Origin of the sequence: Yersinia thracica, assembly GCF_902170565.1 — a bacterium.
GTDB lineage: Bacteria > Pseudomonadota > Gammaproteobacteria > Enterobacterales > Enterobacteriaceae > Yersinia > Yersinia thracica.
The window spans coordinates 1-11,803 of record NZ_CABHXX010000018.1 but is presented as its reverse complement, the minus strand read 5'-3'; the positions used below and the strand labels follow the sequence as shown (position 1 = coordinate 11,803).

Below are 11,803 nucleotides of genomic sequence, written 5' to 3'. Positions count from 1 at the left end.
CATTATTAACACTCGTTAAATCAAATGCAAAATTAATATTTTCAGCCATAAAATGGAGTAACACAATGAGTCAAGTAAATTCTGATATGTTTCTAAAAATTGATAGCGTTAACGGTGAATCCAAAGACAAAGTATATGCACAAACAACAGCTATCGTTTCTTTTTCCTGGGGAGCTGCACAACCGAGTAATATGGGACACGGTGGTGGTGGTGGTGCTGGTAAAGTCGTATACAAAGATCTACACATTAATACTGTTATCGATAAATCAACTGCAACAATTCTGAAATTCTGTAGTATTGGTAAACACATAAATGAAGTTGTGTTAATTGCTTGTAAGGCAGGGAATGGTGGATCAAAATTTGAATACTTCAATATAAAATTACAAAATGTAATGATCACGGACATACACTATAATGCAGTTGGTTTCAACGGAGAAATTGGAATGAGTTATACTTTACACGCTTCAAAAATCTCACAACATTATTGGGAGCAAGCCCCTTCAGGTGGTAAAGGTGTAGAAACAAGCTTTGGTTGGGATATAAGCGAAGGCACCGAGTGGGTTGTGGCATAACAAAAAACGAAGAGTATTAATATTACTCCCCAAGAAAATACTTGGGGAATTTATCTTTCTAATAAAATAAAAACTTACTAATTAAATCATGGGCCACATCTTTATTTACTCAAAGTCCAGAGGTAGTTACTTATGCAACCATATAATGAAAAACAACAAAAAAATAAAACTTGCCCAATCAATTTTTATCATGATTCTTTTCTAGGAAAGACTCTCAGTAACAATGGGAATAACCGAACCTCTGATAATAATAAAGCGATACCTCAGTGTTCGCTCATTGTAACAATATCCACTGAGGGTAAATGCTATATAATAAACTATGATAATATTTCCAATATATTGTTAAATGGTGTGCCTCTGGCAGACAATGAACAAATAGAATTGCAGCCTGGTGACTTTCTCCGTATCGACAACTACCAATTTCAGGTCAGTATGCTACCGCCACTGGATTTAACGCCATCATCGTACCAAAAGGAAGAGCAGATTACAGAGCCATCCAACACTAAAGAAACAAAAGCTGATGAAAACCTAATCGCAGATAAAATTTGGGATAGTTTACAGGAAGATTTTCCCGTACTATTTTCAGCCTCCTCACTTTTGGTTACTGAAACCGAAAGCAATAAAAGCATACAACACTCATCCGAATTACCTACAGACAAACCAGGAGAAAACCTGGCGGGTAATATCAATGTTCAGAAAACAACCAACGATCCAATGACTCTCTTCGATAACAACACTGTCTTGGAATATGAAAACTTACTGGTAGATACAACGCCAAGTATTCTATTGGCTGAAGATAGCCAACAATCACAGCATTTAATCACTCTCTCTTATGAAAAAAACAATGATGATATTGAGAATATTGTTATACCGAAAATCATAAACTCTATACAACTTGAGAAAACAAACTCTGATGCACTAAATGAGGTAGATATCTGTCAGAGAATACCCCCCATCATTATTGAAAATATTCTATCCCCCTTACACCCAATAAAATTGGCAGAAGAAGTTCGTAGTACACGTAGTATGTCAAGGTGGCCTCTACCTTATTACCATAAAGCTATCTTATGGGATTATTTTGTGAAAACTTATCACCAACTTATTATTGACACAAAGTTAAGCCAATCGACAAAGTCGATTAATAACATTCAACCCAATAAATAAAAATTAATCAGCACCAGAAATTACAGTTAAATCCTGAGAAAAATAATGATACCAGAGTAGATACCTACTATCCCAAAAAAATATAAATACTACAAATGTTAGCTGGATGAGGATTATTAAATATGGATATTAAACAACTTACCCCCTATCAAGAAAATGACATACTGCACAACCCAAGTGACCCGCTACGCAAAGATAGCCAACGGCAGATTTCACGAAATAATATACTGCCGATGTTGCTCACTATGCTCACCGATAACGAACCCCAAAAAAAGCAAGAAACCGCTTTAAGAAATTTTATATCACATCATGAATTACGACTTCACGTACTACACGACTTACAACGATTGTTCAACTGTATAAATAATGAGTCGAGCAATACTTTAGGGGATTTCCCTCGGGTTCGGTGCTCCACAATTAACTACGGCATTGCCTCGCTGGCGGGCAAAAATATCTCAGATATCGAATGGAAGGATATTGAGTATGTACTGACCCAAGCAATCCTTAAATTTGAGCCCCGGATACTCCCCGATGGGCTACAAGTACGCTGTATTGTGAATAACAATTCGCAGAAACTCTACAATTTACTGCCGATTGAAATTAAGGGACATCTATGGTGTAAGCCGCATCCACTCGAGTTCCTTTTTCATACGGATATAGATCTGGAAAACGGCCACTTCAATCTAAAAGACATGGGATGAGCAGATGGATACAAAACTATTAAATTATTATAATCGTGAGTTAGCTTACCTCCATGAGATGGGTTCTGAATTCAGTGAACGCTACCCAAAAGTTGCGGGGCGCCTTGGTATGCGCGGAATTGAAGTAGCAGACCCCTATATAGAACGTTTGTTGGAGGGTTTTGCCTTTCTTACCTCGCGTATACAGCTAAAAATGGATGATGAGTTTCCGAGTTTCTCTCAACATTTACTGGAGAGTCTCTATCCTAATTATCTTTCACCCACACCATCGATAGCTATTGCCGAGTTACAGCCGGATATCAGCAAAGGTGATATCAGCAAAGGTTTTGTAGTGCCTCGAGGGAGCCGAATAGACAGCAGTTCAATGAAAAAGAGTGGCATAACTTGTCGTTATACCACCGCACATAATGTCACTTTACAGCCCATACAATTGAAACATATTGAACTAGCTGGTATTCCAAATGATATTCCTCTTTCGACGCTAGCCCCTCACCTTAAGCACTGCGTCAGCGCATTACGCATCCAGATTGAGTGTGATGAGACTGTCACGCTGAATGACATGAAACTCAACCAACTGGTATTTTTTCTCGCGGGCCCAGACCAACAAGCAGCACAATTGCTGGAATTGCTCATGCAGCATAGTATTGGGGTTGTATATCAAACAGTGGAACCACAACCCCAACGGTGGTTATTGGAAAAAGACGCATTACGGCAAGAAGGATTTGAACCAGAGCAAGCGCTATTACCAAGTGATCAACGCAATTTCGAGAGTTATCGACTACTACAAGAATATTTCGCTTTCCCAGCACGTTTCCAGTTTTTTAGTGTTAACGGGCTACCGGAGCAGCTAAACAGTAAAAATATATTGCGCCAATTCGAGATAGTGGTGTTATTAGATCGTCAAAATCTGCCCTTGGAACGAGTGATTGACATCAATCATTTGGCATTGCACTGCACTCCGGTTATCAACCTATTCCCTAAGGTTACCGAACGCATCACAATTAATGAGAAAAATCACGAATACCATCTAGTCGTGGATAATATCCATCCAGTTGATTATGAAATATTTTCTATTCAACGGCTGAGAGCCAGTAAACAAGACTATACGCAAGAATTCAGCCCTTTCTACCGCATTGCGAGTACCGATAATTACGGTGCCTACTTTTCCCAACGTCGCGAACAACGCATCCTGTCCAAGCATGCACGCCAGCATGGTCGTCGTAATAACTATTCGGGTTCTGAATTATTTGTCTCACTGGTCGATGAGCATCAGTCCCCTTGGAACAGTGATCTTAAATACCTTACCGCCGATGTGCTGTGTACCAATCGGGATCTGCCGCTACTGTTACTTCAACAACAAGGTAGTTTTGAAATGCCGGACTCAATCCCTATTAAGCAGGTTTTATTGAGAAAAGGGCCAACCCCTCCACGGCCCGCATTGGCGGAAGGGATAGTCACATGGCGTTTAATCAGCCAGTTACAACTCAACTACCTCAGCATAATGGATAGTAATCCTGAGCAGGGCGCAGCCAAGCTGCGTCAATTACTTAGCTTGTACGGTAATCTCAGCGAACCTGCTGTAGCCAAACAAATTCAAGGAATACGCCACTGTCGCTTACGCCCGGTTCATCGCCGTATTCCCGAACCAGGTCCCATTGTATTCGCCCGCGGTATCGCCATTGAACTCATTGTTGACGATCAGGCATTCTCTGGAAGCAGCCCCTACTTAATCGGTAGTGTATTGGAGCACCTATTTTCACGCCTGGTCGCTATAAACACATTTACCGAAATGACACTTTCTAGTCCACTCTGTGGTGAAATTGCTCATTGGCAAAATAGGCCGGGTAAAAGGATGCTGATATGAATGAGTCTTCCGTTAATATACCCTTTAATATCAATACCAAATGTCGCATCCTCCCCAATTTCTGGCAAATGCTGGCTGCAAAACCTGAACATCATGGGTTATTTCATTTATTGCGGTATATCGATGCTCGGTCTGGCCAACCGTATTTGCTGGGACGCGCACCACTACCGCGGTACGAAATATTGCGTTTGGGCCAAAAACCGCAATTATTTTTCATCCCCACAACATTGGCGGAAATCAGCCCACGTAGCGATACGCAATTGTATGAAGTCTCGATATTTAACTTTGGCCTATTCGGCCCCGACGGCCCACTCCCCTTACACCTAACTGAGTTCGTACATGAACGGATACAACACTATCAGGATGACACATTTCTCGCCTTTACTAACTTATTTCATCATCGGCTAATCACTTTATTTTATCGCGCCTGGGCAGATACTCAGCCTACAGTCTCACTAGACCGACCTGATAACACACGCTTCGACAATTACTTCTCTAATCTGATCGGTACCGGACAACCCGCATTACAAGAACGCGATAGCATCAACGTTCACGCTAAGTATTTCATGGCTGGCCATTTAATTCGCCACAGCCATGATCCGGAAGGTTTGGGGAAAATATTGCGTCACTATTTTAAGGTTCCAGTACATATTGTGGAAAACGTCCCTCACTGGTTGAGTGTGGAGAAATGTGAACGAGCCAGATTACAAGCAGGGCGTAACACTGCACGTTTAGGTGAGTCAGCATTCCTCGGAGTTGCAGTACGCGATATACAGCACAAATTCCGTATCGAATTAGGGCCGATGTCGCAACAAGATTACGACCATTTCCTGCCCGGCTCCGCATATTGTGAAAAATTACGCGACTGGGTGCGGCAATATATTGGTATTGAGTTTGTTTGGGAACTTCGTTTAATTCTGGCAAAAGAGGCATTACAGGGCACTCAAGTGGGTGGCACACAGCGCCTGGGATTAAGCAGTTGGCTAAGTCATGCGCAACCAAAGCATGATGTCAGCGATCTAACGTATAGCCCTGAGCCCAGTGAAGCTTGGGATTAAAATAATCCTCTAAAGCTCATTTCATCACTAAGACATATCGAATTAGTTACCTATGTTGGGATAACCCAATAAGTAACACTAATCTCTTATTCTAAAAATTAAGGAAAAACATGTCTGAAATTAGCCGTTCGACATTATTTAGAAAATTGAATAATCATTTATTTTCTTGTATAGAAAATGCTACCGCTTTTTGTAAACTACGCGGCAATCCGTATGTTGAATTAGTCCACTGGTTGCATCAGTTAATACAGTCACCAGAAGGAGATCTGCAACAATTAATTCGCTATTTTAGTATTGATAGGGATCGATTGGCACAAGATATCGTCGATGCACTTGATCGTCTGCCCCGCGGGGCTAGCTCTATATCCGATCTTTCTGAACATATTGATAATGCGGTAGAACGGGCGTGGTTATACAGTTCACTGCAATTCGGCTCACAGAAAATACGTGGTGGTTATTTACTGATTGGCATGCTGAAAACACATAGTTTGCGCTGTCAATTAACGGAGATATCTGCATTATTTAACCAGATCAATACGGAACAATTGGTGGAACAATTCACCACTATTACTGCCTGCTCCTCAGAAAATGTTCTTACACCGTCCGTAGCAGAAACTATAGAGTCTACGGCTGATGGCAGCAGTGTGTTGACACAGTACGGTATAGATCTAACAGCACATGCACGCCAAGGGAAGATTGACCCCGTCGTAGGGCGTGATGAAGAGATACGTCAAGTTATCGACATTCTCATGAGACGCCGACAAAACAACCCATTACTGACTGGCGAGGCTGGTGTGGGGAAAACCGCAGTGGTGGAAGGCCTGGCCCTGCGTATTATCGCAGGAGATGTTCCACCACAACTGCGTGGCGTACAACTCTATCTGTTAGATATCAATATGTTGCAAGCTGGTGCCGGGGTAAAAGGTGAATTTGAAAAGCGCTTACAGTCAGTGATTGACGAAGTGCAATCCAGTCAAACACCCATTATTCTCTTTATTGATGAAATACACACATTGATGGGTGCCGGTGGTACCCAAGGTACTGGTGATGCGGCTAATTTGCTAAAACCTGCGCTGGCTCGTGGTCAACTACGCACTGTTGGTGCAACGACCTGGGCAGAGTACAAAAAGTATATCGAAAAAGATCCCGCTCTAACCCGGCGTTTTCAGGTAGTACAAGTTCATGAGCCAAATGAAGATAAGGCTCGGCTAATGCTTCGCAGTATTGTCTGTTCTCTGGAACAACACCACCGAGTGCTATTACTTGACGAAGCTGTGGACGCTGCGGTACGCCTTTCCCATCGCTACATCCCGGCACGACAATTACCAGACAAAGCAATAGCCTTATTGGATACCGCATGTGCTCGCGTGGCTATCAGCCAACACACAGAACCCGCCCCCGTCGAGAATTGCCGCCGTAATATAGAGGCGTTACAAATTGAACTTGATATCGCGCGCCGTGAAATTAATGTGAGTATTGGCAATCCGCTGCACCCATCAGAAATTGAAACACAACTGTTAGCGCAGCAACAACAATTGGAGCTATTAATCCTACGCTGGCGCAAGGAACAGCAGGTAGCCAAACAAGTCATTGAATTACGGGCCAAGTTGCACCAACAGGAAATAGATAAAGTAGAAGAAAAGACAGAAGATCAAGATACCGCCTCCCTTACTGTTGATGAATTACGATCACAACTTAGTCATTACCATAAACAATTGGATAAGCTACAGGATGAATCACCACTGATCTTTACCGCCGTTGATGCCAATGTCGTCGCGGCCGTTGTCGCCGACTGGACAGGAATTCCACTAGGCCGCATGGTTAAAAATGAAATTGAAGCTGTATTACAGCTTTCAGATACCTTGAATCAACGTATTTTCGGTCAACGGCATGCATTGGATTTAATTGCCCGTCGTGTTCACACTTCTCGCGCCAGGTTAGATGACCCCAATAAACCCGTTGGTGTATTTCTACTCGTAGGCCCTTCTGGCGTAGGCAAAACTGAAACAGCATTTGCTTTGGCCGAAACACTGTATGGAGGTAAACATAACGTTATTACCATCAACATGAGTGAATTTCAGGAACCACATACAGTTTCCACCTTAAAAGGAGCCCCTCCTGGTTATGTCGGATATGGTGAAGGTGGAGTGCTAACTGAAGCTGTGCGCCGCCGCCCCTACAGCGTGGTTTTACTGGATGAAATAGAGAAAGCACACCCGGATGTGCACGAGATCTTTTTCCAAGTATTCGATAAGGGCTGGATGGAGGATGGAGAAGGTCGCTATATCGATTTCCGTAATACCATTATTATTTTAACTTCCAATGTTGGTAGTGATTTGATTGCAGAGTTATGCGACAAGCCAGATCAAATGCCTGAGCCGAAAGCCCTTCATCAAATGCTGCGCCAAGAATTACTTTCAGTATTCCCCGCCGCTTTCCTAGGCCGTCTATTAATAACGCCTTATTATCCGCTTACCGACACTATATTAGAGAATATTGTGCGCTTACAACTGAGTAATATTCAGCACAGACTGTTAGAAAACCATGGAATTACCAGTACATTTAGCAACGAGGTCATCGACCAGATTGTTACCCGATGCACAGAAGTAGAATCAGGGGGAAGAATGGTTGACAGTATCCTGACGAATACCCTTATGCCGGAGATCAGCCATACTTTGCTGGCCGCTAAAGCAAATAAGCCGCACTATCGCCAATTACATATCTCACTGGAAAATAATGAATTCGTCTATGAGTACGATATTCACGACGAAACACATTGATAATAAAGCACTTAGTATCATCTTCCGATCTAAGTGCTCTACTTTAATATATCTCATCTCACGACCACAATTAAGTATCCAATCATCCGTGGTTTTGTGTATCCGTCTGACGGGAAGCTGAGCAAGCCTTGCGCTGTTCGGACTCTCGTGTTTTTATTATTTCACGGGTCTCATCGACAACAGGTAACGGAAAACCCATATCGTCGTAGGCAGCGAAACCCGCTAAATGATAATCAGTCAGAGCTATATCCATTGGCGCTCGAAACCCCACTTTTTCCCCTGGAGCTAAAGGACCAAAGGTTTGTAATTTCGGTGCAGCCAATTGGCAGTGAGCGCCCACAGGAATGATAACCAAATAACCACCGGCTACCGCCGTATCACCCGCATTAATAAGTGTCCCGCCCACAAAAAATTGACCGCCGCTGCCAGCCCCCATATGAAACAATAGGTGCACTTCCCCTTTCGCCCACAGCGCCGAACTCAAGACCATCCCAGTAAGGAATAAAATACCGCGTACATATTGATATCCCCTCATAGCGTTTCTCTCTATAGCCCACCTTTCTGCCGTAAGATCGTCATCGATGCACAACGAATACAAACTTATTAAAGGGGAAATTAAAAAAAGACTTCACAGCAAGGTAATAAAGTAAACGTAACATTATCTTTATTTCTTGTATATTAAGAAAGAAATAAACTTATAATTCAGTATCAGACTGGCGAAATGATACACTAACTTCGCTAGTTAAAAATGCATTGCTATCCCCACAACCGGCCCATGTTGTGTGACATCCCATTCAAAATCACCTTTTTTATAATTCTGATACAACGCCCGATAACCCGCACGTAATTCTGTATTAACACCAAAAATAACGGTTCGATAACCCAGCCATGTTTGCCCTTGGAAAGCGATTTGCTCACGCCGCCCCCCAACATCACCCTCAAATCCCCAGATCCATCGGTCTGATAGATCATACATTAATCGCCCCCCTACGAATGGTATTTGCCAAAGAGCATGGTCACCAATCTCATGCCCCAGCGCACCGATATGGGCAGATAAGCGAGTCCAGCGAACACCCATCAAAGGTTCCACAGCAAAGAGTCTAGGGTCATTGAAAATAGTATTTCCACCCAATGGAAGTTGATAGGCTCGATAAAAAAGACCAAGACTCACCATTGTTGAGCTACCACTGGCGCTTATCTGATCCCCAAATGCATCAATATTATGGTTGCCAGATAATTTAAGATATTGTGCATCAAGAAATCCGCCCAATCGTCCATGAGTCACGCTGACGTTCCCCATAAAACCGGCATTCGTATCACGCAGTGCTTTATCAAAAGGAACGTTCAATGGTGCTTTACGACCTAACGCCGACACATTACCATTTGATGACTGCGCCCAAATATAGGGTGTAACCGTTATTGTCCAATCATCATCGGTTAATGGCGATGTGGCAGCAAATACAGTTGTATTTAAATCAAGTATGCATAGTAAGAATAGGCTTAAATGTAGTTTTTTGTATAATAATGCCGAAACTCGAGAAAATATCATAGGCATATAACACCTTCCGGATAAGTGATATAACCAATTAACGAGCACCAATCTATAACAGGAAATTCCCGATAGTTAATTAAATAATGAAAATATTTAATTTAAAATGGTGCTTTATCTATTTTGTTAAATGCATTAGAAACATTCCCAGACAGAGAAGTCTTACGTGGATCAAAGGCGAGTACACTACTCCCTGCTGATAAATCAAACTGTTTCAGGTCTGCCCAGATAACGCTAGGGCTAGTTGTCAACTCAAAATAATACCGTTGATCGTTAAAGTTAATGACTGTTCGATATTCTGTGTCATAAATACCAAAATTTTTGTAAGGGGCACCGAAAGGTACTGAAACATTTCGCGCCACAGCCATTATACTCGCGACAGCCTCTCGCTCATCATTAGGCTGAGGTAGGAGTTGCAGAAAATAAGAAGCACGTTCAAGTCTATCTGCCGAAGTCATATTACCCGGTAAAGGTGTTGTACTTTGCGGGTGACTGAAATCTAATTTGCTCAGCATGGTCAGTTGTTCTGTATATGGGGGATCATTAGTCACAACACGCATTTTTTTATCGTGATGTAGTACAGCTTTACCATCAATATATTCGATCAGTGCTGAATCCCCTGACGCATCTTCCAGAACCAGGTGGACACTTCCTTTAAATCCATTCACCGTAACCATCACAGGCTGTATTTTTGCCAGTTTATCTAATGCTTCAGCCACTGTCGCGGCATTATCCAATGCATACTGCCCCCACATTCCAACCTGTAATCCGTGTTGACTAATATCTCGTGGGCCATAATCAGTTGCATTAAGGTATAACATATGAATTGCCAGACCTTTTTCATTAAATCCGTCGGCAGCCCCTCGGCCATAAATGGCTGTTACCATACTGCCATATTGCGAGGTCCATACCGCAGGGTTATCCTTTACAACAATTTCTGAGCCAAAATTAGCACCATTACGTGTTATACCTTTGGGGAATACAAACAGCATCGGTTCTGTACTTTGAGGCCAGTCCATTGATCGCGCAGCAAACACTCCAAATTTATTGTCATTCCATAAAATACGAGTGCAAGCTTCTGCGATTTGTAATGAATAAAAACTTACAATAGCAGCGGAGACAAAAAAGAACAGTTTACGTGGTCGTGTCAATTTACTCATCATTTCTGTACTCCAGAATCTGTAAGCATCGTTGGTTTTCAAAGAAAACTAACCAGTTGACGTAAGGCTACACGAGCAAGAAGTCACTCATCCCAAAGCCTATCTATCCAGCATTTGAACGGTAGCTCGTTAGTGTCAAATATTCGTCACGATGTGACGGCAAGATTCGGAGTGTTAGATTAGAGGATTAAAAGATGAAATACTCACACCATCCCATGCTAGCTTGTCGTTAAAATAAAACCAAATCGCCTGTTATATTCTTCTTAACGGGCTATCCGGACAGAAGAATTGTTAGCCCGACGTTGGCGGGAGTACAAAATAGAGCGATGATTACGACAGACGACTATTTTTTAATTTAACATTTCTTTTTTTAACTTTCTGATAAATATCTTTTTTTCCTTTTTTGTGGATGTAAGTAATTCCCAATAAGAAAGAGTATTTGATGGGTAAATCGAGAATGCATCATCACTTTCTATCAAAATTTGTGTCGTGACACTTGGTTGATAACTTGGGTTACTAAGTCGGCCAATCTCATTGTGATACCAAAATTCATATTCATCATTCTCCCATGTCATATCCAGTACAGCTCCCCATTGATATATCTTAGCATCAAGCTTTTGTGCCAAAAAAGACGTCAAAGGTAATCCGCCACTTAATAGCCATGTTCCATCTAATTTCTTTACCGGTCGACCACAAACCTTTAATGGTGTATCTGTGAAATTGTTCCATGTAAATAGCCCTTGTTGGTAAAAGCGGACAAATGCTCCCTCTAAAAACCCTACACATCCGCCATACTCAGCCGATAAACGGCATTTTTTTTCTGCATTCATAATATTATTAATATCTCAGAATAGAGATATTCTCCTTAGAAAAATAAAAATTCATTTACAGACAAAAAACATCGAATAAAATACTATATTTTAAATTTAATGTTTATTTAAAAAGTTAACTCCAT

10 protein-coding genes are annotated in these 11,803 nt (G+C 41.8%); 6 read left to right on the top strand and 4 right to left on the bottom strand.

Annotation, left to right across the window (positions count from 1 at the left end; genetic code table 11):
• The first annotated feature begins 65 nt into the window (after positions 1–65).
• The 6 genes from FTA91_RS02410 to tssH all read left to right on the top strand — a co-directional run bounded on the left by FTA91_RS02410 (position 66) and on the right by tssH (position 8,139).
• A complete protein-coding gene (locus FTA91_RS02410; protein WP_050112412.1) occupies positions 66–572 on the top strand; it encodes an Hcp family type VI secretion system effector in 507 nt (168 codons plus the stop codon).
• Between the two features lie 132 nt (positions 573–704).
• Positions 705–1,736, top strand: a complete 1,032-nt coding sequence (locus FTA91_RS02405; protein WP_145535816.1) for an FHA domain-containing protein — start codon at positions 705–707, stop codon at positions 1,734–1,736.
• A gap of 122 nt (positions 1,737–1,858) precedes the next feature.
• Positions 1,859–2,437 (top strand): type VI secretion system baseplate subunit TssE, encoded by a 579-nt coding sequence (locus tag FTA91_RS02400; RefSeq protein ID WP_050112410.1) that lies wholly within the window; start codon positions 1,859–1,861, stop codon positions 2,435–2,437.
• A 4-nt stretch (positions 2,438–2,441) separates the two neighbouring features.
• Positions 2,442–4,301, top strand: a complete 1,860-nt coding sequence (gene tssF, locus FTA91_RS02395) for a type VI secretion system baseplate subunit TssF (protein ID WP_050112409.1) — start codon at positions 2,442–2,444, stop codon at positions 4,299–4,301.
• Positions 4,298–5,359, top strand: coding sequence for a type VI secretion system baseplate subunit TssG (gene tssG, locus FTA91_RS02390; protein WP_050112408.1), 1,062 nt, complete (start codon positions 4,298–4,300; stop codon positions 5,357–5,359). The genes tssF and tssG overlap by 4 nt, the downstream gene beginning before the upstream one ends.
• 110 nt (positions 5,360–5,469) lie before the next feature.
• Positions 5,470–8,139, top strand: coding sequence for a type VI secretion system ATPase TssH (gene tssH, locus FTA91_RS02385; protein ID WP_050112407.1), 2,670 nt, complete (start codon positions 5,470–5,472; stop codon positions 8,137–8,139).
• An 82-nt stretch (positions 8,140–8,221) separates the two neighbouring features.
• Here tssH and FTA91_RS02380 read toward each other — a convergent pair whose 3' ends face one another.
• From FTA91_RS02380 to FTA91_RS02365, 4 genes are all read right to left on the bottom strand, one after another.
• Complete coding sequence (locus tag FTA91_RS02380; protein WP_050112406.1) at positions 8,222–8,674, bottom strand: membrane-associated Zn-dependent protease 1; 453 nt, start codon at positions 8,672–8,674, stop codon at positions 8,222–8,224.
• A 207-nt stretch (positions 8,675–8,881) separates the two neighbouring features.
• The gene (locus FTA91_RS02375) at positions 8,882–9,694 is read right to left on the bottom strand and encodes a hypothetical protein (RefSeq protein WP_050112405.1); all 813 of its coding nucleotides are present in this window, start codon (positions 9,692–9,694) and stop codon (positions 8,882–8,884) included.
• 95 nt (positions 9,695–9,789) lie between these two features.
• Positions 9,790–10,851 carry a linear amide C-N hydrolase gene (locus FTA91_RS02370; protein ID WP_080983567.1) on the bottom strand — a complete coding sequence of 354 codons (1,062 nt, stop codon included), beginning with the start codon at positions 10,849–10,851 and terminating at the stop codon, positions 9,790–9,792.
• A gap of 347 nt (positions 10,852–11,198) precedes the next feature.
• A complete protein-coding gene (locus FTA91_RS02365) occupies positions 11,199–11,678 on the bottom strand; it encodes a hypothetical protein (protein WP_050112404.1) in 480 nt (159 codons plus the stop codon).
• Positions 11,679–11,803: the final 125 nt, after the last annotated feature.

Bases quoted from the DNA above. Each gene is read 5' to 3' on its own strand.
- FTA91_RS02410 (WP_050112412.1), top strand. From the start codon at position 66: ATGAGTCAAGTAAATTCTGATATGTTTCTAAAAATTGATAGCGTTAAC.
- FTA91_RS02405 (WP_145535816.1), top strand. From the start codon at position 705: ATGCAACCATATAATGAAAAACAACAAAAAAATAAAACTTGCCCAATC.
- FTA91_RS02400 (WP_050112410.1), top strand. From the start codon at position 1,859: ATGGATATTAAACAACTTACCCCCTATCAAGAAAATGACATACTGCAC.
- tssF (WP_050112409.1), top strand. From the start codon at position 2,442: ATGGATACAAAACTATTAAATTATTATAATCGTGAGTTAGCTTACCTC.
- tssG (WP_050112408.1), top strand. From the start codon at position 4,298: ATGAATGAGTCTTCCGTTAATATACCCTTTAATATCAATACCAAATGT.
- tssH (WP_050112407.1), top strand. From the start codon at position 5,470: ATGTCTGAAATTAGCCGTTCGACATTATTTAGAAAATTGAATAATCAT.
- FTA91_RS02380 (WP_050112406.1), bottom strand. From the start codon at position 8,674: ATGAGGGGATATCAATATGTACGCGGTATTTTATTCCTTACTGGGATG.
- FTA91_RS02375 (WP_050112405.1), bottom strand. From the start codon at position 9,694: ATGCCTATGATATTTTCTCGAGTTTCGGCATTATTATACAAAAAACTA.
- FTA91_RS02370 (WP_080983567.1), bottom strand. From the start codon at position 10,851: ATGATGAGTAAATTGACACGACCACGTAAACTGTTCTTTTTTGTCTCC.
- FTA91_RS02365 (WP_050112404.1), bottom strand. From the start codon at position 11,678: ATGAATGCAGAAAAAAAATGCCGTTTATCGGCTGAGTATGGCGGATGT.